The organism is Murinocardiopsis flavida, assembly GCF_003014485.1.
GTDB classification, from domain to species: Bacteria; Actinomycetota; Actinomycetes; order Streptosporangiales; family Streptosporangiaceae; genus Murinocardiopsis; species Murinocardiopsis flavida.
This window is the reverse complement of sequence record NZ_PYGA01000015.1, coordinates 82,685-104,001: the sequence shown is the minus strand read 5'-3', so window position 1 is coordinate 104,001 and position 21,317 is coordinate 82,685. Positions and strand designations below refer to the sequence as shown.

Annotated in this window: 22 protein-coding genes; 8 read left to right on the top strand and 14 right to left on the bottom strand. The window is 72.2% G+C overall.

The window, feature by feature from the left end; translation table 11 throughout:
- Positions 1-67: 67 nt before the first annotated feature.
- Together CLV63_RS20465 and CLV63_RS20460 are read right to left on the bottom strand one after the other, a co-directional pair.
- Complete coding sequence (locus CLV63_RS20465) at positions 68-1,255, bottom strand: methyltransferase domain-containing protein (RefSeq protein ID WP_106584774.1); 1,188 nt, start codon at positions 1,253-1,255, stop codon at positions 68-70.
- A 78-nt stretch (positions 1,256-1,333) separates the two neighbouring features.
- Positions 1,334-2,458 (bottom strand): alkene reductase, encoded by a 1,125-nt coding sequence (locus tag CLV63_RS20460; RefSeq protein ID WP_106584773.1) that lies wholly within the window; start codon positions 2,456-2,458, stop codon positions 1,334-1,336.
- 59 nt (positions 2,459-2,517) lie between these two features.
- Between CLV63_RS20460 and CLV63_RS20455 the strand changes: the two genes are divergently transcribed.
- Together CLV63_RS20455 and CLV63_RS20450 are read left to right on the top strand one after the other, a co-directional pair.
- On the top strand, positions 2,518-2,886 hold the full coding sequence (locus CLV63_RS20455; RefSeq protein ID WP_106584864.1) for a MerR family transcriptional regulator: 369 nt from the start codon (positions 2,518-2,520) through the stop codon (positions 2,884-2,886).
- A 99-nt stretch (positions 2,887-2,985) separates the two neighbouring features.
- Positions 2,986-3,336 (top strand): YbaB/EbfC family nucleoid-associated protein, encoded by a 351-nt coding sequence (locus CLV63_RS20450; protein ID WP_106584772.1) that lies wholly within the window; start codon positions 2,986-2,988, stop codon positions 3,334-3,336.
- An 83-nt stretch (positions 3,337-3,419) separates the two neighbouring features.
- Here the strand turns inward: CLV63_RS20450 and CLV63_RS20445 are convergent, their stop codons facing one another.
- Complete coding sequence (locus tag CLV63_RS20445) at positions 3,420-4,160, bottom strand: DUF6882 domain-containing protein (protein WP_106584771.1); 741 nt, start codon at positions 4,158-4,160, stop codon at positions 3,420-3,422.
- Between the two features lie 143 nt (positions 4,161-4,303).
- Between CLV63_RS20445 and recR the strand changes: the two genes are divergently transcribed.
- The 3 genes from recR (at position 4,304) to CLV63_RS20430 (ending at position 7,029) form a co-directional block, all read left to right on the top strand.
- The gene (gene recR / locus CLV63_RS20440; RefSeq protein ID WP_106584863.1) at positions 4,304-4,903 is read left to right on the top strand and encodes a recombination mediator RecR; all 600 of its coding nucleotides are present in this window, start codon (positions 4,304-4,306) and stop codon (positions 4,901-4,903) included.
- Positions 4,904-5,091: 188 nt separating this feature from the next.
- Positions 5,092-6,363 (top strand): aspartate kinase, encoded by a 1,272-nt coding sequence (locus CLV63_RS20435; RefSeq protein WP_106584770.1) that lies wholly within the window; start codon positions 5,092-5,094, stop codon positions 6,361-6,363.
- A 99-nt stretch (positions 6,364-6,462) separates the two neighbouring features.
- The gene (locus CLV63_RS20430) at positions 6,463-7,029 is read left to right on the top strand and encodes an NADAR family protein (RefSeq protein WP_106584769.1); all 567 of its coding nucleotides are present in this window, start codon (positions 6,463-6,465) and stop codon (positions 7,027-7,029) included.
- A gap of 22 nt (positions 7,030-7,051) precedes the next feature.
- Here the strand turns inward: CLV63_RS20430 and CLV63_RS20425 are convergent, their stop codons facing one another.
- The 7 genes from CLV63_RS20425 to CLV63_RS20395 form a co-directional block, all read right to left on the bottom strand.
- Positions 7,052-7,600 carry an NUDIX domain-containing protein gene (locus tag CLV63_RS20425; protein ID WP_106584768.1) on the bottom strand — a complete coding sequence of 183 codons (549 nt, stop codon included), beginning with the start codon at positions 7,598-7,600 and terminating at the stop codon, positions 7,052-7,054.
- Entirely contained in the window at positions 7,597-9,042 is a 1,446-nt protein-coding gene (locus CLV63_RS20420) for a pyridoxal phosphate-dependent decarboxylase family protein (protein ID WP_245928944.1), read from the bottom strand. The genes CLV63_RS20425 and CLV63_RS20420 overlap by 4 nt, the downstream gene beginning before the upstream one ends.
- Before the next feature lie 2 nt (positions 9,043-9,044).
- Positions 9,045-10,442, bottom strand: a complete 1,398-nt coding sequence (locus tag CLV63_RS20415) for an MFS transporter (RefSeq protein ID WP_106584767.1) — start codon at positions 10,440-10,442, stop codon at positions 9,045-9,047.
- A gap of 157 nt (positions 10,443-10,599) precedes the next feature.
- Complete coding sequence (locus CLV63_RS20410; protein WP_106584766.1) at positions 10,600-11,274, bottom strand: DUF3159 domain-containing protein; 675 nt, start codon at positions 11,272-11,274, stop codon at positions 10,600-10,602.
- A 266-nt stretch (positions 11,275-11,540) separates the two neighbouring features.
- Complete coding sequence (locus CLV63_RS20405; protein WP_106584765.1) at positions 11,541-12,149, bottom strand: GNAT family N-acetyltransferase; 609 nt, start codon at positions 12,147-12,149, stop codon at positions 11,541-11,543.
- A gap of 127 nt (positions 12,150-12,276) precedes the next feature.
- Positions 12,277-12,780: a hypothetical protein gene (locus CLV63_RS20400; protein ID WP_146165620.1), complete on the bottom strand. Its 504-nt coding sequence runs from the start codon at positions 12,778-12,780 to the stop codon at positions 12,277-12,279.
- Between the two features lie 151 nt (positions 12,781-12,931).
- On the bottom strand, positions 12,932-14,161 hold the full coding sequence (locus tag CLV63_RS20395) for a DUF418 domain-containing protein (protein ID WP_245928943.1): 1,230 nt from the start codon (positions 14,159-14,161) through the stop codon (positions 12,932-12,934).
- Positions 14,162-14,242: 81 nt separating this feature from the next.
- Here CLV63_RS20395 and CLV63_RS20390 point away from each other — a divergent pair, with 81 nt between their 5' ends.
- Positions 14,243-15,016 (top strand): TetR/AcrR family transcriptional regulator C-terminal domain-containing protein, encoded by a 774-nt coding sequence (locus CLV63_RS20390; protein WP_106584763.1) that lies wholly within the window; start codon positions 14,243-14,245, stop codon positions 15,014-15,016.
- Between the two features lie 87 nt (positions 15,017-15,103).
- Here CLV63_RS20390 and CLV63_RS20385 read toward each other — a convergent pair whose 3' ends face one another.
- From CLV63_RS20385 to CLV63_RS20370, 4 genes are all read right to left on the bottom strand, one after another.
- The gene (locus CLV63_RS20385; protein WP_106584762.1) at positions 15,104-16,408 is read right to left on the bottom strand and encodes a dihydrolipoamide acetyltransferase family protein; all 1,305 of its coding nucleotides are present in this window, start codon (positions 16,406-16,408) and stop codon (positions 15,104-15,106) included.
- A 14-nt stretch (positions 16,409-16,422) separates the two neighbouring features.
- Positions 16,423-17,421, bottom strand: a complete 999-nt coding sequence (locus tag CLV63_RS20380) for an alpha-ketoacid dehydrogenase subunit beta (RefSeq protein ID WP_106584761.1) — start codon at positions 17,419-17,421, stop codon at positions 16,423-16,425.
- A gap of 16 nt (positions 17,422-17,437) precedes the next feature.
- On the bottom strand, positions 17,438-18,538 hold the full coding sequence (pdhA, locus tag CLV63_RS20375; protein ID WP_106584760.1) for a pyruvate dehydrogenase (acetyl-transferring) E1 component subunit alpha: 1,101 nt from the start codon (positions 18,536-18,538) through the stop codon (positions 17,438-17,440).
- A gap of 298 nt (positions 18,539-18,836) precedes the next feature.
- On the bottom strand, positions 18,837-19,514 hold the full coding sequence (locus CLV63_RS20370; RefSeq protein ID WP_106584860.1) for a GntR family transcriptional regulator: 678 nt from the start codon (positions 19,512-19,514) through the stop codon (positions 18,837-18,839).
- 727 nt (positions 19,515-20,241) lie between these two features.
- On the opposite strand from CLV63_RS20370, the gene CLV63_RS20365 reads away from it, so the two are divergent.
- Together CLV63_RS20365 and CLV63_RS20360 are read left to right on the top strand one after the other, a co-directional pair.
- Positions 20,242-20,946, top strand: a complete 705-nt coding sequence (locus tag CLV63_RS20365; RefSeq protein ID WP_245928954.1) for a phosphatase PAP2 family protein — start codon at positions 20,242-20,244, stop codon at positions 20,944-20,946.
- Positions 20,947-21,068: 122 nt separating this feature from the next.
- Complete coding sequence (locus CLV63_RS20360; RefSeq protein WP_245928942.1) at positions 21,069-21,278, top strand: hypothetical protein; 210 nt, start codon at positions 21,069-21,071, stop codon at positions 21,276-21,278.
- Positions 21,279-21,317: the final 39 nt, after the last annotated feature.

Sequence of the window (21,317 nt, the reverse complement as noted above, 5' to 3'; positions counted from 1 at the left end):
TTCCCGCGCTGAGTCGGACGGGGCGTCGGCCCTGGTCCCACTCCCGTTCGCGCATGAGCGGCCCCGGTCAGCCCTTGGCGCCGGACCAGGCCGGGAGCGTCCACCCGGGGCCGTCCGGGCTGTCGAGCCAGGCGCGGTGCACCCCGTCGGGCGCCACGGTGAGGCCGTAGCGGTCGGCGCCGGGACGCCCCTGGTCGCGCCACTGCTCCAGCGCCGCGCGCAGTTCGTCCCAGAGCCGCCGCGGGCCGGCCTGCTCGATCGTCCACCCGGTCTCCTCCGGGATGATGCGCGCCCACGACCCGTCGCCGCCGGTGGCGGTCAGCCAGGCCGCCGGGCCGTGCTCGGTGCGCCGCAGCCCGCCCCGCCACGAGCGCACCATGAACGACAGCGGGAAGGTGGCGTCCCAGTCGCTCAACCACGGGATGGGGTCGACGGTGGTCCGCGACCGGTGCTCGGGCGGCCCCATGAGCCCGCCGGGGTCGACCGGCGGGGGGCGCTGGCCGCGCAGCCAGATGAACCCCAGCCGGCCCAGCAGCGGACCCGCGGCCGAGCCGTCGGCGGCCTTCGTGAGCCGGGCCAGCGCGCCGCCGAACCCGTCGACCGTCGACCACGGGGTGACGACGAGGCCGCCCGTCGCGGTCTGCTCGATCCACGGGAGCGGCACCCGCGCCGCGTTGCACGTGGCGATCACCCGGTCGTAGGGGGCGTTCGGCGGGTACCCGGCCTCGCCGTCGCGGTGCAGGACGGTCGGCGACCGGCCGAGGCGCGCGAGGGCGGCCCGCGCCGCGGCGACCGCGTCGGGATCGATGTCGACCGAGGTCACCGCGTCGTCGCCGAGGAGCACCGCGAGCAGGGCGGCGTTCCAGCCGGTGCCCGCCCCGATCTCCAGGACCCGGTGCCCCTCGCGCAGGTCGGCGGTGCTCAGCATGCGGGCCACGATGGTCGGCGCCGAACTGGACGACGTCGCGGCGAGGCCCGGATGGGCGGGCGTGCCGCCGGCGCCGAGCCGGGTGATCACGACTTCGTCGGAGTACACCGCCGACAGCCAGCCCTCGGCGTCGGCCCCGGCGTCGAGCGCCGCGCCGTCGAGGCTGTGGGCGCCGGTCGCCGGGATGAACAGGTGGCGGGGCGTGACGCGGAACGCTGCGGCGAGGCGGTCGTCGGCGAGTTCCCCGCTGCGGACCAGCGCGTCGGCCAGCGCCGCGTGCCGTTGGGCAGCGGATTGCGCGAACGCCTGCGAACCGTGGTCCGTCACGCTGCCAAAGTACGGCGCGCGGCCGCGATCCGGAAGACGCGGCGAGCGGCCCGGGTTCGCACGCCCGGCCGGTGCCGTTCAGGCCGCCGCGGACACCGGCGTCCCCGCCGGCAGCGACGCGGGGTGGGCCGGGTAGTCGGTGTACCCGGCCGGGCCGCTGTCGTAGTGCGAACTCGACCGGAGCGGGGCCCACGGCGCGTCGGCGGCGATGCGTTCGACCAGGTCGGGGTTTGCCATGTAGGGGCGGCCGATGGAGACCAGGTCGGCGCGGCGCGCGCGCAGCAGGCGCGCCGCGGAGTCCCGGGTGGTCTCCTCGTGTTCCCCGGTGTTGCCGACGAGCGTTCCGCTCCAGAACGGACGCAGGTCGGCCAGCGCCGGGTACACGGGGTCGTCGGTGAGGTGCAGGTAGGCCAGGCCGAGCGGGTCGAGCGCGGCGAGGAGCCGCCGGTAGACGGGGGCGGGATCGGCCTCTGCCATCTCGTTCTCGGGGTTGCCCGGCGACAGGCGCAGCCCGACCCGCCCGGCCCCGACGGCGTCGGCGACCGCCTCCGTCAGTTCGACGGCGAACCGGATCCTGTTGGCGGTCGAACCGCCGTAGCGGTCGGTGCGCAGGTTGGTGTTGTCGGCGAGGAACTGGTGGACGAGGTAGCTGTTGGCGCCGTGGATCTCGACGCCGTCGAACCCGGCGCGCACCGCGTTGCGGGCGGCCCGCGCGTGCTCCGCGACCGTGGTGCGGATCCCCGCGCGGGTCATCGCCAGCGGCACGACCGGGGCGACCTTGGAGTCAACGGTGTGCAGGGGGGCGGTGAGCGCGACCGCCGACGGCGCCTCGGGCCGGCCGCCGTCCAGCCGGTTCAGCGGGTGCCCGTTCCGCCCGGAGTGCATGAGCTGGGCGAAGATGCGCCCGCCCGCGGCGTGCACGGCGTCGGTCACCCGCCGCCACGCGGCGACCTGCTCCTCGGTGAACAGGCCCGGCTCGTTCAGGTACTGCTGGCCGCGCACGCTCGGCGCGATGCCTTCGGAGACGATGAGCCCGGCGCCCGCGCGCTGGGCGTAGTAGGTCGCCATGAGCTCGCTCGGGACCCCCTCCAGGTCGGCGCGCAAGCGGGTCATCGGGGCCATGACCACGCGGTTCGGCAGCGCGGTCATGGGGAGGGAATAGGTGGACAGCAAGGGGTCGGAACCGCGGCTTTCGATGCTCATGGGGCAACGGTAGAATCTGACATCCATGGCAGGTTCAACCCTTTGTGGTGGAGGTCACCATGCGGATCGGCGAGCTGGCCCGGCGCACCGGGGTGAGTGAGCGGTCGCTCCGCTACTACGAGCAGCAGGGGCTGCTGAGCGCCCGGCGCACCCCCGGCGGGCACCGCGAGTACGCCGACGACGCCGTGGCCGCGGTCGACCGCATCCAGTGCCTGTACTCCGCCGGCCTGTGCAGCGCCAAGATCGTCGAGCTGCTCCCGTGCATGCGCGACTCCGACCGCGGCCTGCCGACCCCCGAACTGGTCGGCGACCTCCAGGTGGAACGGGCGCGCATCGACGGGATGATCGACCGCCTGCTGGCGTCCCGCGACATCCTCGACGGCGTCATCGTCTCGGCCGTCGAATCCGCGCCCGGCGGCGCGGCCTGACCCTGCCGGGCGTCGCAGCGCGGGCGGCCGAACGAACGGATACGCTCGCAGGCACGGATGACGCGTGCAAGGAGAGATCCAGTGAACCCTGGCGGCGGTATGGACATGCAGGCGCTGCTCCAGCAGGCCCAGCAGATGCAGCAGCAGTTGATGTCGGCTCAGGAGGAGCTCGACGACGCGAAGGTCGAGGGCACCTCCGGCGGCGGTCTGGTGACCGTGACCGTGAGCGGGCGCGGTCAGATCGAGGACATCAAGATCGACCCCTCGGCGATCGACCCCGAGGACACCGCCGAGACCGCCCAGACGATCGCCGACCTGGTCCTCGCCGCGGTCCGCGACGCCGAGACCGCGGTCGAGGAGCTCCAGCAGGAGAAGATGGGCCCCCTCGCCGAGGGCATGCCCGGCGGCGGCATGCCGGGCGGCGGAATGCCCGGCCTCCCCGGCTTCTAGCCGGGAACCCCACCCCGGCGCGGCCCCGGCCGCGTACGGGCGGCCGCTGCCGGTCGGGTGCGGCGGGTCGCCACCCCGGCGGCTCAGCGCATCGGCAGCTCTCGGCCGGGCGTCGGCCGGACCGAGATGTCGCCGAGCCGCGCGTGCTCGTCGAACTCCAGTGCGACCGTGCAGTCCGGGCGCTCGGCGGCGATCCCGCCCGTTTCCGTGGCGGCGATCCGGAACCCGTGCCGGTCGAGGTAGCCGGTCGCCATCGCGCGGTGGTCGTGCGGGAAGACCTCCAATGCCTGCACGAGCATGCGCGGCAGGGCGATCGCGTCGAATGCCGCCACGGGGACCGCCGGATCGTTGATGACCATGTAGAAGCGCGCGCCCGTGCCGGCGGTCACGCCGCCGTAGCCGCGGGCGCCGAGCGCCCCCATGGCGGCGAGCGAGAGCCGTTCGGCGGCCCTCCGCGGGTCGGCGAACTCCGCCAGTTCGAGTCGCGGGGTCACCAGTTCCGGGATCCCGTCCCGGTCGCCCAGGTCGCGCAGTGCGAGCACCGGGGCGAGGCGCGGCGACCCCGGCGGGTGCATGTGCTCGTTCGCCCAGGCCCACAGCCAGCTGCCGTCCGTACCGAAGGTGCCCAGCGGCGCCATCGACACCGTGACATCGCCCTGGCGGAAGGTGGACGCGTTCACGTCGACGTGCCAGTCGCCCATGGGCTGGTGCTCGTTGAACACGGGGACCTGTTCGAGCACGACCGCCGCATAGGCGGCTCCCAGCCTTTCCAGGCCGGGGCCGAACCACTCGCGCGTCCCCGATCCTCCGCTCGATTCGTTCATCCGCGCCGCTTCCTCCTGTCGATGGTGGTGTGTTCCGCTCCGCCGCACCGGTGCCGGTCGCGCGGGGCGGTCCGCTGTTGTGGCACGAGCCCGCGTCCGCCTCGACTACCGTTGGGGCAACGCGAGAACGCTAGTGGGTGGCGATGTACGAGGGTGCGGTCCAGGGGCTGATCGACGAGTTGGGGCGGTTGCCCGGCGTCGGTCCGAAGAGCGCGCAGCGCATCGCCTTCCACCTGCTCGCCGCCGAGCACGCCGACGTCAAACGCCTGGTGAACGCCCTCGTCGAGGTCAAGGAGCGGGTCAGGTTCTGCGAGATCTGCGGCAACGTCGCCGAGGAGACGCAGTGCCGCATCTGCCGCGACACCCGCCGCGACGCCGCCGTCATCTGCGTGGTCGAGGAGTCCAAGGACGTCGTCGCCATCGAGCGCACCCGCGAGTTCCGCGGCCGGTACCACGTCCTCGGCGGCGCGATCAGCCCCATCGAGGGTGTCGGCCCCGACGACCTGCGCATCCGTGAACTCATGACCCGGCTGTCCGACGGCCAGATCACCGAGCTGATCCTCGCCACCGACCCCAACCTCGAAGGCGAGGCCACCGCCACCTACCTCGCCCGGCTCGTCAAACCCATGGGGTTGAAGGTCACCCGGCTGGCGAGCGGGCTGCCGGTGGGCGGCGACCTCGAATACGCCGACGAGGTCACCCTCGGCCGGGCGTTCGAAGGGCGCCGGAGCCTGGAGTTCTAGCGTCCCGGCCCCGACCCGAACCGAACCCATCCCGGCCCCGACCGGCCCCGGCCCGGTTCCCGGTCGGCGCCGCGCGGGCCGCGACCGGTGCGCGGGACACCGACGCAGGTCGGCGGGGTGGCGCTCCGGACGAATCGGTAGACTTCTCAACTGGTTACCTTGATCCCAACTCCTCAGGAGCGCCGATCGTGGCTTTGATCGTGCAGAAGTACGGTGGCTCTTCCGTGTCCGACGCGGAAGCCATCAAGCGAGTGGCCCAGCGGATCGTCGCCCAGAAGAAAGCGGGATACGACGTCGTTGTCGTGGTCTCGGCCATGGGCGACACCACCGACGAGCTCCTCGACCTCGCGAAGAAGGTCAGCCCGCTGCCGCCGGGCCGAGAGCTCGACATGCTCATGACCGCGGGCGAGCGCATGTCCATGGCGCTCGTGGCCATGGCCATCGGCAACCTCGGGTACGAGGCGCGGTCGTTCACCGGGTCGCAGGCCGGGGTCATCACCACGTCCCTGCACGGCAACGCCAAGATCATCGACGTCACGCCGGGGCGCATCCAGGAGGCGCTGGACGAAGGGTCCATCTGCATCGTCGCCGGGTTCCAGGGCGTCTCGCAGGACAGCAAGGACATCACCACGCTGGGGCGGGGCGGCTCCGACACCACGGCGGTGGCGCTCGCCGCCGCGCTCAACGCCGACGCCTGCGAGATCTACTCCGACGTCGACGGCGTGTTCACCGCCGACCCCCGCATCGTGCCCACCGCGCGGCGCATCCCGGTCATCTCCTACGAGGAGATGCTGGAGATGGCCGCCTGCGGCACCAAGATCCTGCACCTGCGCTGCGTCGAGTACGCCCGCCGCTACGGCATCCCGCTGCACGTCCGCTCGTCCTTCAGTCAGAAGCCCGGCACATGGGTCGTCTCGGAAGTTGAGGAAACCGAAGGCATGGAACAGCCGATCATCTCCGGTGTCGCACACGACCGCAGCGAAGCCAAGATCACGGTCGTGGGGGTGCCCGACCGGGTCGGCGAGGCGGCGACGATCTTCAAGGTCCTCGCCGACGCCGAGATCAACGTCGACATGATCGTGCAGAACGTGTCGGCGGCCTCCACCGCCCGTACCGACATCTCGTTCACGCTGCCGGCCGACTCCGGGCAGACCGCCCTGACCGCGCTGAAGAAGGTGCAGGAGAAGGTCGGGTTCGAGTCGCTGCGCTACGACGACCAGATCGGCAAGGTGTCGCTCATCGGCGCCGGCATGCGTTCGTACCCCGGGGTCACGGCCCGGTTCTTCGACTCCATCGCCGGGGCCGGGGTCAACATCGAGATGATCTCCACCTCCGAGATCCGCATCTCGGTGATCGTCGCGCTGGACGACGTCGACACCGCCGTGGGCGCCGCGCACTCCGAGTTCGCGCTCGACGCCGAGCAGGTCGAGGCCGTCGTCTACGGCGGCAGCGGGCGCTGACACTGGGGCGGCGCCCGGTGCGCCGAGCGCCGTCCGAGGGCGCTTCGTCCCGAAAAATCGGTCGGGTCGGGGCGCCTCTTCTGTGCGACCATCGACCGCATGGACGGCACGCCCCCTGATCTCCCGCTGTCGGTCGACGAGCTGCGCGCAGCGGCCGCCCGCGATACGCGGTTCAAATACCTGTACTTCTGGGGGCACCGCCCCAACCGCGACGGCAGTATCGGCGCGGGCTGCCTGAGCCAGTGGTGGCCGTCGCCGTTCACGGTCGACGGCGTCGCCTACGCCACGGCCGAGCACTGGATGATGGCGGAGAAGGCGCGGCTGTTCGAGGACGCCGACGCGGCCGAAGCGATCACCGCCGCAGCGAGCCCCGGCGCGGCCAAGCACCTCGGCCGCAGGGTGCGCGGGTTCGACGCCGCGGTGTGGGAGGAGCGGCGGTCCGACATCGTCGTGCGGGGGTCGGTGCACGAGTTCGGGCACCACCCCGACCTGCGCGCCTATCTGCTCGGCACGGCGAACCGGGTGCTGGTCGAGGCGAGCCCGCACGACCGGGTCTGGGGCATCGGCCTGGTGGCGGACGACGAGCGGGCCCGGAACCCGGCGCGGTGGAAGGGCCTGAACCTCCTCGGCTTCGCCCTCATGCGCGCCCGCACCGAACTCACCTGAGCGTCCGTGCGACCCGCGGTGACTATTTCGGTCGGGCGCGGCGGCTTTGGCCGGATCGGGTCACATAGCGGGCGCGGAGGGCTGGGGCGTTGGCGATCAGCAGGGTGCGGAGTTCCGGGGGGACGAGGTCGACCGCGGCGAGCGATTCGGCGTCGAGGGGGATCAGGTCGACCTCGTGCAGCCCGTTGCCGGGGTGGAACTCGGGGCCGTAGCGCTCCTCGGGCCGCATGCGCAGCAGGCGGCAGCCGAAGATGTAGTGCCGGTTCAGCCGCTCGTCCGGCCCGTGCACGCGGTCGACCGCGGTGAGCAGCACGAACCGGTCGGCGGTGGCGCGCAGCTCCTCGTCGAGTTCGCGCGCGAGCGCCTGGAGCAGTGTCTCGCCGTCCTCGACCTTGCCGCCGGGGGTCGTCCAGTACAGGTCGCGGCCCGGCACGGTGCGGCGGAACAGGACCACGGCGCCGTCCGGGGTGACGAGGACCGCGCGCACCCGCTCGCGGTCGGGCGCGCCGCCGGTCAGGTAGTGCCCCTCCCACAGGGGTGCGGGACGGCGGGACGGGTCCGGCGCGGTCATGCCGGGACCCCGCTCGCGTTGTACAGCGACCCGATGAACTCGGTCAGGAAGCGTTCCTTGAGTGCGGCCGGGGCGGCGTCGAGCAGGGCGAGGACGGGTGCCATGCGCTTCGGTGCCGCGCCGCCGGCGCCCAGCCCCGCCGAGGCCATGACCCGGGCGATGTCGGCTCCGGTCAGCGTCTCGGGCGCGAGCGCGGCGACCGCCTCCACGAGGCCGGGATCGGGTTCGGGCGACGGCAGCAGTGCGGCCGCGCGCACCGACGCGGCGAGGTCGGCGAGCATGGCCGCGGCCTGCGGTCCGGTGGCGGGCGTGATGGTGAGGTGCAGGTTCCTGGGGATGCCGTCGTAGCCGAGCTGGGCTTGCAGGAACCAGCCGCGGGCGCGCATCTCGTCGGCGACGTGCAGCGGGTCGGCGGCGTCCACGGCGATGCAGACGAGGGTGGCGCCGGGGGAGCCGAGGACGCGTACCCCGTCGATGGCGCCGATCCCGGCGACGACGTCGTCGGTGGCGCGCAGCGCGGCGGCCGCCAGCTCGGCGTAGCCGTCGTCGCCGACCCGGCGCAGCACCGCCCATGCCGCCGCGAGCAGCCCGGCCGACCTGCTGCCCTGCATCGTGGGATTCACCACGGGGTAGCCCGGCCAGTCGGCCGAGGCGAAGTACTGGCGGCGGCGCAGTTCCGCGTCGCGGTACAGCACCACCGAGGCGCCCTTGTCGGTGTACCCGTACTTGTGCAGGTCGACGGAGAGCGAGGAGACGCCGGGCACGGAGAGGTCGAACGGCTCGGCCGCGCGCCCGATGCGGCGCAGGTAGGGCAGCACCATCCCGCCGACGCAGGCGTCCACATGGCACCAGACGCCCCGTTCGCGGGCGCGGGCCGCGATCCGCGGAACGGGGTCCACGACGCCGTGGGCGTAGGACGGTGCCGAGGCGACCACCATCGCGGTGCGGTCGGTGAGTGCGGCGGCGACGGCGTCGGGGTCGGGGACGAGCGTGCGGGGGTCGACCGGGACCGTGACGACGCCCAGCCCCAGGTAGCGTGCCGCCTTGCGGAACGCGACGTGCGCCGTCACCGGCAGCACCAGTTCCGGATCCGCGATCCCCCGGACCTCGCGCGCGTAGTCGCGGGCCGACTTGACGGCCAGCAGGATGGATTCCGTCCCGCCGCTGGTGAACGAGCCGCGGGTGTCCGGCCCGCCGCCGAGGAGGCGGGCGGCGAAGCCGACCACGTCGTTCTCCAGCCGCAGCACGCTCGGGAATACCGTCATGTCGAGGCCGTTGACGGTCGCGCAGCGCGCGTAGGCGTCGGCGGCCAATGCGTCCAGGCCGGGGATTCCGGCTTCGTAGACGTAGGCGAAGGTGTGTCCGCCGCGGGTCGGCATGTCGTCCGCGCGGAGGGCGTCGAGTTCGGCGAGGATGCCGCTGTTGCGGTCGGAATCAGGCACGTTCAGGCACTCCGGTTGTTCCACGTGAAACTTTCGGGGTCGGCGAGCATTGCATCGAGCCGCGCCTCCGTCACGTCGTAGCGCCGGACGAAGACGAAGCTGAGCGCGATGAGCAGAGCGGGGAGGACGCTCATTCCCGCGACGATCCCCCAGAGGGCGCCGGCGGGCTGCGCGACGTCACTGGTGGCATCCGAGGGGATGAACCCGCTGAATTCGAGAACAAGCGCATAGGCCCCGGCCCCTGCCGCCATCGCCAGCGTCTCACCTGCTGTCCACAGGCCGGTGAAGATTCCGGCACGGCGCTTGCCGGAGACCGCGGCGTCCAATGCGATGACGTCGGTGAGCATGGCGAACGGGAGCATCTGCGTCCCTGCGTATCCGACACCGACCACCGCCACGCACGCGAAGGAGTACGGCGCCGCGAGCGTCGGGGGCAGCAGCGGCACCGCCACCAGGGCCAGGGCGCCCGCGAGGAAGAGGGCGGCGGCCGCGAGCAGGCACGACCGCTTGCCGTACCGCCGCGCCGCCCGCAGCCACAGCGGCATGGTCAGCACGAGCGGGCCGACCAGGCAGACGAAGAGGGGCGTGACCGCGGCGGGGGACCCCAGCAGGTAGCCGGCCAGGTAAGGCGCCCCGGCCAGCATGATCCCGGCGGGGACCGCCTGGAGCACGAACGCCCCGAAGAGCAGCAGGAACGGCCGGTTGGTCCGGGCCACCGCGATCTGGGCGCGCAGCGACCCCTCGGCGTCGGTCCGGACGGCGCGCGGGGCCCGCCGGGTCCCGAGGAACGCGGCGAGCGTGCCCACGAGCAGCAGCCCGGCGACGGCCAGCCCCATCAGTCGGTACCCGGTGGCGGCGTCGTCCTGGCCCTGCGCGATGGCGGGGGCGAGCCCGCCCGAGAGCAGGATCGCCACGCCCAGGAAAGCGATCCGCCACGACATCAGCAGTGACCGTTCGGCGGTGTCGCCGGTCATCTCCGCCGGCATCGCCACGTAGGGCACCTGGAACACGGCGAAGGCGGTCGCCGCGAGCAGGAAGGCGACGGCGACGTAGAGGGCGGCGGCCGTCCCGCTGAGGGACGGCGCCATGAAGATCGCCGCGAAGGTCACCGGCAGCGTGAGGGCGCCGGCGAGCAGCCAGGGTCGGCGCGGCCCCATGGCCGACCGGGTCCGGTCGGACAGGCTGCCGATCCAGGGGTTGAGGAGGACGTCCCACGCCTTGGGCAGGAACACCACCAGGGCGGCGATCCCCGCCGACACGCTGAGGACGTCGGTGAGGTAGTACAGCAGGATCAGCCCGGGCACCGTGCCGAAGGTCCCGGTGGCGATCGACCCCAGGCCGTACCCCACCTGCACCGCGCGGGGCAGGGCGGCGGTCGGCGGTGGGGGAGGTCCGGCCATGCTGAATTAGAACATGAACATCATTCGGGTCTCCAGCGGTGGCGGCGATCAACGGGCGGGGTCGGCGCCCGGCACGCGGCCGTCCCGCGGCATGCCGACGGCCCCCGCCGTGCGGCGGGGGCCGTTGTCGAGTGGCCGGTCGGCCGTACTGCGCGAACTACGCGGTGGCGGGCTTGATGAGGCGCTTGGTGGAGCGACGGAAGGCCCAGATCACAGGCAGTGCCGCGACGGCGGTGAGCGGGAAGCCGGTCACGGTGTCGGCGATGGCCAGGCCGGTGGTGGAGTCGGCCAGGTAGAGCCACTGCTGCACGCCGTACCGAGCGGCGAACATGAGCGTCACCGCAGTGGTCGCGATGTCGTGGGCGAGCAGCGTGGGTCGGTCCTCGCGCCAGGCGTACTTGCCGCCGTGCACGGCGTTCCAGATCATTCCGGTCACCGGGCGGCGCGCGATCTGCGAGATGAGGCTGCCGACGAAGGCGAGCCCGGCGGCCACGATGCCGATGAGGAAGAAGTCGGCCGCTTCACCGGTCACCGCGGAGACGCCGCCGGCGGCGGCGACGCCGAACACGCCGCCCATCGCGGCCATGAACTTCTCACCGCGCCACATCCGGAACACCGCCAGCGCAAGGGCGACGGCGATGGAGCCGCCGATCGCGACGGGGAGCGAGGCGAAGGGCACGGCCGCCGCGAAGAGCACGACGGGGATGGTGGAGTACACCATGCCCATGGGGCCGCCCACCTGGTCGAGCACCGTCTGCTGCACGTCCACGGGCTGCGCTGCCCGGGCGGTCTCGCCGTTGCGGTCGTTCGCTGTCTCTTCGAGCGGTGCCATGTCGTTCTCCTCGTTCTGCCGCGGGGGGTGGGCCGAAGGTCCCGGCCCGCCTGCTCATGTCCCTCATTCCATCGGGAGCAGCGCCTGTGCGGCAGTGGGACCGCGTCACCGGTCCGGCATGACGTCCTTTGCGGTCGAGGCATGACGTGGTGTCACTGGCGGCACCGCGGAGCCGGCGCAACGCCAGGTGTGCGGGCGGTCCCGGGGGCGCGCCGCCGCGGCAGGGCGCACGCGTCCGCGCGGGCGCCGCACCGGCCCGCTGCGGCTCACACCTGGGGCGCGCGGAGCATGGACCAGGTAGTGGGGGCCGCGCCGGGGAGGGCGTCCTCGACCGCCGTGACCTCGAAGCCGAAGCGGCGGTACAGCTCGACGTTCGCCTCCTCGGAGGTCTCCAGGAAGCACGGGTGCCCGGAGGCGTCGGCGGCGCGCAGGCCCGGTTCGATGACGGCGCGGCCCAGCCCGCGGCCCTGCGAGTGCGGGCGGACGCCGACCGTCGCGAGGAACCAGGCGGGCTCCGCGGGCCGGTGCTCGGCGAGGACGGCGTCGGCGGCGAGCATCGGCTCCAGGCGGTCGCCGTAGGCGCGCGCCAGTTCGGGCCCCGCGAAGAGTTCGGGCGGCACCGCTGTGTCGGGCCGGGTCCACACCGCAACGGCGGCGGCGTCGTCCGACGTCCAGACGCTGCCGTAGGGCAGGCCGATCCGTTCGGTGAAGTACAGCTGCATGGCGCGCAGCCGTTCGAGGTGCCGTTCCTGCGGGAGGCACCACCGCGTCCACCGGTAGTCGGCGAACGCCGCCGCCAGGGTGTCGGCGATCGCGGGGAGGTCGGCCGCTGTGGCGGGCCGGACGCCGCCGGCCGCGGTGCGGGCAGATGACATGCGCCGCCTTTCGGGAAGTCGGTGATGGTTCAGCGGGGCCGGGTCGACGGCCCGGCCCTGCGCTGACAACGGACGACGGGCCGCGCGTGGTTCCGCGGCCCGCCGCCGGTGCTCCCCGCGTCCCGGCTCAGCTCCGGTGGCGGCGGGCGCGCCGCCGCAGGTACAGGGCGGTGCCCGCCGCCCCGAGCAGCAGCGCCACCGCTACCGGGGTGCCGACCAGGCTCATGAACCCGGCGCCGATGTTGGCGCCGATCGTCGGTGCGGTGTAGACCGCCCAGGTGAAGCCGGTGATCAGCCCCGCGGCGGCGGCCAGGCCCACGACGATCCACCAGGCGGCGTCGAGCCGGTTCCGCGCGGTCGCACGGGCGAGCACGACGACGCCGACGCAGAACAGGACGACGGCCGCGACGCCGATGACGTTCTCGACCAAGGGGGAGAAGGGGACGCGGTACAGGTAGTCGGGGTCGTCGAGGTTCGTGACGCTCTTCGGGGGGACCAGGTAGAGGCCGCGGGCCCAGAAGAGCGCGAATGACCCGCCGAGGACGACCGCCGCCCCCGCCGCCCACAGCCCCAGTGCGGGCATGGGGGAGCTGTCGTGGTCTCGGACTGCTGTGCCGTGGTTCTCGCTCATGCACCGATACTCCCCGGGGCACCCGGGGGTACGCCACGGTCCGGGTACTCAGTTCCGGCCTGAGTACCCGCGCGGCCCCGCCGCTGCGGGCCCGGCGGCGGGCGGGGCACCGGCCCGGGTCTCGAGGGGGTCCGCCGCCCGCGGCCGGGGATCAGGCGGCCGGGCCGTAGACGGCCCTGCGCAGAACCGCTTCAGCGGGGCCCTTGCGGTGGGCCCGCTCCAGTGCGTAGGCGCCGATGGCGACGACCAGCCACACGCCGATGGCGAACAGCGCCATGCTCGCGCTGCCGAAGTGCGCGCCCAGGCCGAGGCCCCACGCTGCGAGCAGCGGCGCGAACAGCAGCGAGTGGGCGAGGTAGCAGGACAGCGAGCGCTTGCCGACCGCGGCGACGACGGTCGCCGCTGTGCCGCGGAGCGCGCGCTCGGACAGGTGGTGCGCCAGCAGGCCGAAGAGGGCGGCGTAGCCCAGTCCGGCGGGCAGCCCGGTGGCCATCTGCACCATGAACCACGGACCCTGGTCGCCCAGGTGGTTCGGCGCGATGTCGAGCACGCCGACCTGGGCGAGCGCCACGGGGAGCCCGCCGAGCAAGCCGATCGGGATGCCGATGGCGGCGGTCGCCCTGAGGAGCCCGAGGTGCGCGCCGGGGCGCTCCAAGACGCGCCGCCGGGCGGCCCAGAACCCGAGGAGCATCGCCGCGTGGAAGGTGAACCCCAGGAACCCGCCGACAAGGGTCGTGCTGAACAGCCAGGTCGTCAGCCGGGTGACGGCGGCGGCGCCCCAGTCGGCGGTGCCCGCGGCGTAGTACACGGTGGAGGGGGTGGTCGCGGCCGTGGCGGCTCCGGAGACGGCGTCGAGGACCGTCAGGGCGGTCAGGAGCAGCAGCAGGGAGACGGCGGCCCCGGCGGCGATCAGCAGCGTCCGGTTGGTGCGGCGGATGAAAAGCCAGCTCAGGGCCAGGCCGACCAGCCCGTAGAGGCCCACGATGTCGCCGGCCATGAGCAGCCCGGCGTGCAGTGCGCCGATGGCGATGAGGCACAGGTGCCGCTTGCTGAGCAGGACGAGGGCGGACCGCTCGGTGCGGCCTGCCGCGACCTGGCGGCGGAAGAGCTGCATCATCCCGTAGCCGAACAGGAAGGCGAACATCGGATACACGCGCAGGTCGAGCGCTGTGATCATGGCGAACTGGACGGCGCCGTCGATCGCGGAGCCGTCGACCGGGTGCCATCCGGTGGGGCCGTGCTCGGCCGCCCACAGGTAGAAGCCGGTGTTGGACAGGACGATCAGCAACAGCATCACGCCCCGTGCGAGGTCGGGGGCCGGTGACCGTTCCAGTGGGGTCGCCGGGCCGCGGCGGGTCGGCGGACGGGAGATCGCGGACATTCCGGTGGCTCCATTCCAAAAACTACGAACAATGTTCGGATTACTCCGAACACTATTCGCTGTTCTAGGATGATCGCAATCATGGATACGGAAGAACCCGCCAAGTCCGAGCCCGATCCAACGCGTGCGCTGGAACTACTCTGGTCCGGGCGGCTGCCCAAGCCGGCCCGCGGCCCCGATCGCGGGCTGACCCTCGTCCAGATCACCACGGCGGCGGCCGCGACCGCCGAGGCCGACGGGCTCGACGCGCTGTCGATGCGCAAGGTCGCCGCCCGCCTCGGCGTCGGCGTCGCCTCGCTCTACACCTACGTGCCCGGACGTTCGGCGCTGCTCGCGCTCATGCTCGACACCTTCATCGCCGACGCGCCCCTGCCGCACACCGTCCCGGGCACGTGGCGCGCGCAGATCGAGGTGTGGGCCAGGGCCGACTGGGCGTCGTTCCGCTCCCGGCCGTGGCTGCTGCGCCTGGCGACGGTCCGCCCGCTTCTGGGGCCCAACCTGCTGCGGTGGTACGAGTCGGCGCTGCGCGTCCTCGCCCGCACCCCCCTCACCACCGCCGAGCGGGTCGCGGCCGTGGAGACCATCGACGGCTACGTCCACGGCAGCGCCCGCGCCGCCGTCGACTCCGCCGGGGCCGACGCCGCATGGGAGGCCGCCCACGTGCGCTTCGTGAACAGCGTCGTCGATTTCGACCAGTACCCCTTGTGGGCCGAGGCGGCGGTGGGCGGCCACCTCGGCGACCACGAGGCGCACTTCGAGTTCGGCCTGCGCCGCATCCTCGACGGCATCGAGGCGCACATCGAACGGAGCGCCGGCCCCGCCGGCCCTGACGCCGCCGCCGACCCCGCCGGCTGAGACCGGGCCGGCGCACGCGAACGGGCCGCCCGGGCTGTTGCCCCGGCGGCCCGTTCACGTGCGTGCGCCGCTGTGCGCGTGCCGTCCTCAGACGAGGATGCGCAGCGGCTCCTCCAGGGTCTCGGCGAGGTCCTTGAGGAACGCGGCGCCCACGGCGCCGTCGACGGCCCTGTGGTCGACCGACAGCTCCAGCGCGATCGTGTTGCGGACGGCGACCTCGCCGTCGCGCACGACCGCCTCCTGCCGCATGGCGCCGATCGCCAGGATCGCGGCCTCGGGTGGGTTGATGACGGCGGAGAAGCTGTCGACGCCGAACATCCCCAGGTTGGAGATGCTGAACGTGCCGCCGCTCATCTCCTGCGGCTTCAGCTTGCCGTCGCGTGCCCGCCCGGCGAGCTCGCGGGTGTTCGCGGCGATCTCGGACAGCGTGGTCTTGTCGGTGTCGTGCAGCACCGGGACGAGCAGGCCCTCGTCCACGGCGACGGCGACGCCGACGTTGATGCGGCCGTGCTGGAGGAGCTTGTCGTCCACCCAGGAGGAGTTGACCTTCGGGTGCCGCTTCAGCGTGGTGGCCACGGCCTTGACGATCAGGTCGTTGAAGCTGATCTTGACGCCGTCCTCGGCGAGCCGGGCGTTGATGTCGGTGCGGAACGCCTTCAGCGCCTCGGCGTCGATGGCGCGGCGCAGGTAGAAGTGCGGGACCTCCTGCTTGCTCTGCGTCAGCCGGCGCGCGATGACCTTGCGCATCTGGGAGAGCGGGACCTCCTCGGACGCGCGGCCGTCGTCGTAGGCGTCCTGCGGGCCGCCCTTCGCCGGTGCCGCGGCGGCCGGCTGCCGCGCGGCGGGCGCCTGGGGGGCCTGCGCCTGCGCCGTGCCGTTGCCGCGTGCGGCCTCGATGTCGGCGCGCACCACGCGGCCCTTGGGCCCCGAGCCGTCGATCTCCTCGATGTTCAGCCCGTACTCGCGCGCGAGCCGCCGCGCCAGCGGGGAGCTGCGCGGGCGCGGGCCGTCGGACGATCCGCCCGGCGCGGCCGGCGGGGCTTCGGCGCCGCCGCCGCTCTGCGCGGACTCCTGCGCCGGTGCCGCGGCCTCGGGCGCCGCGGTCTCGGGGGCGGGCGCCGCCGAACCGCCGCCCGACTCCTCGGGCGAGGAGTCGGCGCTCTCGCCGAGCACGCCGATCACCGAGCCGATGGGGACGGTGTCGCCCTCGCTCACCGACTGCTTGACGAGGTAACCCTCCTCGTACGCCTCGTACTCCATGACGGCCTTGTCGGTCTCGATCTCGACCAGGACGTCGCCGGGCGCCACCTTCTCGCCGACCTGCTTGACCCAGGAGCTGATGACGCCTTCCTCCATGGTGTCGGAGAGGCGCGGCATGTAGATCTCAGTCATGGTCGTTCCCCTGTTTAACCGACCCGCCGGCCGACAGCGGCCAGGGTCTCGTGGATCGCGGTGGTGATCGAGTCGACCGACGGAAGGGCCGCCGTCTCCAGCGGCTTCGCGTACGGCATCGGGACCTCGGCCATGGCCACCCGGCGCACGGGGGCGTCGAGGAAGTCGAACGCGCCCTCCTGGATGGAGGCGGCGATCTCGGCGCCGATGCCGTAGGTCAGCCAGTCGTCTTCGGCGACGACCGCGCAGCCCGTCTTGCGGACCGACGCGACGATCGTCTCACGGTCGAGCGGGCGCAGGCTCCGCAGGTCGACGACCTCGACGCTGATCCCGTCCTCGGCGAGCGACTCGGCGACCCTGGTGGCGACGGTGGCCATCCGGGAGTAGCCGATGAGGGTGATGTCGGACCCTTCGCGGGTGACGGCGGCCCGGCCGATCTCGGCGACGGTGTCGTCCTCCTCGGGGACCTCGCCCTTGGAGTTGTACAGGCCGAGGTTCTCCAGGAACAGCACGGGGTCGTCGTCGCGGATCGCCGCGCGCATCATCGACGCCGCCTCGGCGGGGGTGCTCGGCGCGAGGACCTTCAGGCCGGGGATGAAGGAGTAGAACAGCTCGATGTTCTGCGAGTGGGTCGCGCCGAGCTGCTGGCCGCCGCCGCCCGGTGTGCGGATGACCATCGGCACGCTGTTCTGGCCGCCGAACATGCCGTAGATCTTGGCGGCGTGGTTGATGATCTGGTCGATGGCGATCAGCGAGAAGTTGATCGTCATGAGCTCGACGACCGGGCGCAGGCCCAGCATCGCGGCGCCGACCGCGGCGCCGACGAAGCCCTCTTCGGCAATGGGGGTGTCGCGCACCCTGCGCTCGCCGAACTCCTTCAGCAGGCCCTCGGTGATCTTGTAGGACCCTTCGAAGACGCCGATCTCCTCGCCGATGAGGAAGACGTTCTCGTCGCGGTGCATCTCGGCGCGGATGGTCTCGCGCAGCGCCTGGCGGTAAGTGATGACGGACATGACCCGCTCCTAATCTCTACTCGGCGAACACCGGGTCGGCGGGCATGCGAGTCGATTCGTTCGCCACGGGGGTGGCGTAGGTGTAGTCGAACAGCGTGGAGACGTCGGGGTGCGGGCTGTTCTCGGCGAAGTCGGCCGCGTCGGCGACCTCGTCCTTGACGGAGTCCGCGATCTCCTTCTTCGTGGCGTCGTCGAGGACGCCGGCCTCGGTGAGCTGCCGCTCGAACGCCGCGAGCGGGTCGTTGCCCTTGGCCTCCTCGGCCTGCTCCTCGGTGCGGTACTTGGCGGGGTCGACCACGGAGTGGCCCTTCATGCGGTGGCTCATGGTCTCGAGCAGGAAGGGGCGCTGCTCCGCGCGGGCGCGCTCGACGAGGTCGGTCGCCGCGTCGCGGACCGCCAGGACGTCCTGGCCGTCGACGCGCTCGCCCTCGATCCGGAACGCCGAGCCGCGCTTGTACAGCTCGGGCTCCGCGGAGGACCGCTCCACCGTCGTCCCCATGCCGGTGTAGTTGTTGACCACGACGTAGACGACGGGGAGGTTCCACAGCGCCGCGATGTTCAGCGACTCGTGCCAGGCGCCGATGTTGGTCGTCCCGTCGCCCATCTGGCACATGACGACCTCGTCGCCGCCCTTGTAGGTGACGGCGAGCGCCGCGCCGGTGGCGAGGGGGAGCTGGCCGCCGACGATGCCGTAGCCGCCCAGCAGGCGCACCTGGGTGTCGAACATGTGCATGGAGCCGCCCCAGCCCTTGGACACGCCGTCGGTGCGCCCGTAGAGCTCGGCCATGACCCGGCGGCTGCTGATGCCCTTGCCGAGGGCGTAGCCGTGTTCGCGGTAGTTCGTGAACAGGTAGTCGCGTTCCTGGAGTGCGGTCATCAGGCCGACGACCGTGGCCTCCTCACCCAGGTTGAGGTGGCAGTACCCGCCGATGCGGGCCTGGGTGTACGCCTGCGCGGTCCGCTCCTCGAAGCGCCGGATCAGCAGCATCTGCCGGTAGTAGTCCAGCAGGTCCTTGGGCGGCTCGGCGCCGATACCCGAAGGGGAGTCCTTCCGGCCGCGTTTGCGGCCGCCGGAGGTCTTGGCGCCGCCGCCTTTCGACTTGGCCGTTTCAGCCATCGTGATGCCTTTCTTCGTGCTGAGGCGGCCTCGGACCGTGCGGGTGGCCGGGCGAGACCTGCTGCCATGATCCCGCGCTGTCGAGCACGGTCATGACGGGCGCGCCCGGTGCCGTGCGGGGCGGTGGGCGCGCTGAGAGTGGCTGTAGATACATTTGTGTGAAGTTCGTCGCGCACACTCTACGTACTGATCGATGATCGATCAATAAGACTTTACGGGATATCTCGGACTTTTTCGCTCGGGGTCCCGGTCGGGGCCGACCGCGCTCACGGGCGGTCGGCGCGGAGGTCCGAACCTGTCAGCCGACGATGTTCCGCGACTTCAGCGCCGCGTCGACGTAGTTCAGCACATGGTCGCTGAGCAGCCGGCCCACGCTGGGGTCGCGCGCGGCGAACGCCTCGATGATCTGGGCGTGGTCGGCGGCCTTGGCGTGCAGTTCCATGTCGAGCCAGCGCACCGACAGCGCGGTCCAGACCTCGACCCCCAGCGACTCCCAGGTGTGCAGCAGGACGCTGTTGCGCGCCTGGCGCACGATCACCCGGTGGAACTCGACACTGTGCCGGATCTGGCCGTCGACGTCGCCGGTGGCGGTCGCCCGCTTCAGCGCCTCGACCTCGGCGTGCAGCGGACCGAGGTCGGCGGCGAGGCGTTCGGCGGCGAGTTCGGCCGCGACGAGTTCAAGACCGGCCCGAACGGGATAGATCTCAGCCATGTCCGCGACACCGAAATCGCGCACCCTGGCCCCCTTGTTCGGAACCGACTCGATCAGCCGCAGCGCCTCGAGTTCGCGCAGCGCCTCGCGCACGGGCGCCTGGCTCACGTTGAACTCCGCGGCGATGCGCCGCTCCACGATCCGCTCCCCCGGTTGCCAACGACCGGACAGCAGACCGTCGACCAGCATGCGGCGGATCTGCTCCCGGAGCGGGTTGCGTGCCAGGCGCGACGTGTCGCCGGGCGGCGCGGGGAGTTCGGTCATCGACATCCCTTCCGATGGGTCGCGAGCGGAGGCAGAGGCACATTGAAGGGTGCCACACCCCTGCGGCCGGACACGTGCCCGCACCGGCGGGCCCCGGCCGCGCGGACGCTCCACGGCGTTGCGCCGGGCATGGCGCGGTCGGCATTTGCTAACGAATGGCTCACGTTCCCGTGTCACTCCGGTGGACGGCGCGAGCGCGATGCGTTACTGGACGGGATGGGGCGATATCGGACGATCGTAGTCAAAGGCGTGCAACAGTGTGTGACCAAACCGGGCGCTATGCTGTCCAGTCGGACACCTTGTGCATACCCCGTCGTCACCCAGGGGTCAGGTGTACTCCTCCCGCACAGGGGAGGATCCCCACTGCGGGCACCGCCCCGAGAGCGCAAGCCCCCTTGTACCGGGGCAGCGGCGGACGAATCCGCCGCGTTCACACTTTCCGACCATCCACTTGGCAACCGATCCGGCGGCAAGAACGTCTCATCCATACGCACGACCGTGCCGCAGGCCAGCCCACGATCCGTGAGACAGCACTGAGCACATGAACCACACGATGCGGCCCCGGCGCAGGCCTAACGCAGGCGCCGAGAGCCCGTTCCCCGCTTTCTACAGACCCAGAGCCCTCCGAATCGACCCTTCCCGGCTGCGCCAGGCCCTTCCCGGCCGACGGCGCAACAACGAGGATCCCACCGTCGTGTGGCCGAGTTGGGGCGAGATCGCCTGGGGCATGGCATCGGACAAGAGCGCCATCTTCATGCTGGTGGCGCTCATCGTGATGACCGTACTGTCGGCGGGGCCGCTGCACATCGTCGACAACTGGGTGAACACCGCGCCGCGCCCCTTCTACGACGAGATCAGGATGTTCCTCATCCTGTGGCCCGACACCATCGCCTCGCGTGGTGTCGCCGGCCCGGTGCTCGGTGTGGTGGCGCTGCACTTCGCCTATCAGTACCAGTCGTGGCGCCCCATCATCCTCAGCGGTGCCGGACTGGTGGGCATGATCGGCCTCGTGGGCACCATGAAGTTCCTGCTCACCCGGGGCCACCCGCGCACCTTCAACCCCGCGTTCTTCTCCGACGGCGGCGGGGTGTCCTTCCCGTCGGGCCACGGCGCCAACGCCATCCTCATCTACGGCATCGCGCTGTTCTTGATCATCCGCTACAAGGCGGTGCGCCCGCACATCGTGCACCGACTCGCCTGGACCATCGTCGTCATCGCGATCCTCCAGTCGATGATCTCGACCTACCTGCACTTCCACTGGTTCTCCGACCTCGCCACGGGCATGGTCGCCGGCGGGTTCGCGCTCCGCCTCGTCATCCGCCTCGACCAGATGATCCCCGAGGGCTACACAACGCACTGGTGGTGGCCGTGGCGCGGCCGCCGGCTCTGGAGCGGCGAGCACCGCGCGGCGGCCGACACCGCGTCCGCCTGATCGGTCCCGGAACGCCGGATCCGCGGCTAGATTGGGGCCTCCGGTCGACCGGCGCCGCTGCGCGGGACGGCCCCGTGACGAACATGCATCCGAGGAGAACGGTGTCGATCCTTCAGCCGGACATGAAACGCATCAAGCTGGCCGTCCCCGCAAGCCGGGAGTTCGCCGCGATCAGCGACCTCGACGGCACGTTCACCGAGGTCGCCGACCCCAAGGGCCAGTACCGCTTCAAGCGGGGCGGCCGGTCGTTCGAGTTCGAGGCCACCGGCGAGTCCGTCGAGCACGACGGCGCGACCGTCCAGGTCTTCGCGGCGGTCGCCGTCAACGACTGAGCCCGCGGCGCGCACCGGGTTCCGGCGCCGGTTCCTTGA

Coding starts and splice junctions, on each gene's coding strand:
- CLV63_RS20460 (WP_106584773.1), bottom strand. CDS start 2,458: ATGAGCATCGAAAGCCGCGGTTCCGACCCCTTGCTGTCCACCTATTCC.
- CLV63_RS20455 (WP_106584864.1), top strand. CDS start 2,518: ATGCGGATCGGCGAGCTGGCCCGGCGCACCGGGGTGAGTGAGCGGTCG.
- CLV63_RS20450 (WP_106584772.1), top strand. CDS start 2,986: ATGGACATGCAGGCGCTGCTCCAGCAGGCCCAGCAGATGCAGCAGCAG.
- CLV63_RS20445 (WP_106584771.1), bottom strand. CDS start 4,160: ATGAACGAATCGAGCGGAGGATCGGGGACGCGCGAGTGGTTCGGCCCC.
- recR (WP_106584863.1), top strand. CDS start 4,304: ATGTACGAGGGTGCGGTCCAGGGGCTGATCGACGAGTTGGGGCGGTTG.
- CLV63_RS20430 (WP_106584769.1), top strand. CDS start 6,463: ATGGACGGCACGCCCCCTGATCTCCCGCTGTCGGTCGACGAGCTGCGC.
- CLV63_RS20425 (WP_106584768.1), bottom strand. CDS start 7,600: ATGACCGCGCCGGACCCGTCCCGCCGTCCCGCACCCCTGTGGGAGGGG.
- CLV63_RS20415 (WP_106584767.1), bottom strand. CDS start 10,442: ATGGCCGGACCTCCCCCACCGCCGACCGCCGCCCTGCCCCGCGCGGTG.
- CLV63_RS20410 (WP_106584766.1), bottom strand. CDS start 11,274: ATGGCACCGCTCGAAGAGACAGCGAACGACCGCAACGGCGAGACCGCC.
- CLV63_RS20405 (WP_106584765.1), bottom strand. CDS start 12,149: ATGTCATCTGCCCGCACCGCGGCCGGCGGCGTCCGGCCCGCCACAGCG.
- CLV63_RS20400 (WP_146165620.1), bottom strand. CDS start 12,780: ATGAGCGAGAACCACGGCACAGCAGTCCGAGACCACGACAGCTCCCCC.
- CLV63_RS20395 (WP_245928943.1), bottom strand. CDS start 14,161: ATGTCCGCGATCTCCCGTCCGCCGACCCGCCGCGGCCCGGCGACCCCA.
- CLV63_RS20390 (WP_106584763.1), top strand. CDS start 14,243: ATGGATACGGAAGAACCCGCCAAGTCCGAGCCCGATCCAACGCGTGCG.
- CLV63_RS20385 (WP_106584762.1), bottom strand. CDS start 16,408: ATGACTGAGATCTACATGCCGCGCCTCTCCGACACCATGGAGGAAGGC.
- CLV63_RS20380 (WP_106584761.1), bottom strand. CDS start 17,421: ATGTCCGTCATCACTTACCGCCAGGCGCTGCGCGAGACCATCCGCGCC.
- pdhA (WP_106584760.1), bottom strand. CDS start 18,538: ATGGCTGAAACGGCCAAGTCGAAAGGCGGCGGCGCCAAGACCTCCGGC.
- CLV63_RS20370 (WP_106584860.1), bottom strand. CDS start 19,514: ATGACCGAACTCCCCGCGCCGCCCGGCGACACGTCGCGCCTGGCACGC.
- CLV63_RS20365 (WP_245928954.1), top strand. CDS start 20,242: ATGGCATCGGACAAGAGCGCCATCTTCATGCTGGTGGCGCTCATCGTG.
- CLV63_RS20360 (WP_245928942.1), top strand. CDS start 21,069: ATGAAACGCATCAAGCTGGCCGTCCCCGCAAGCCGGGAGTTCGCCGCG.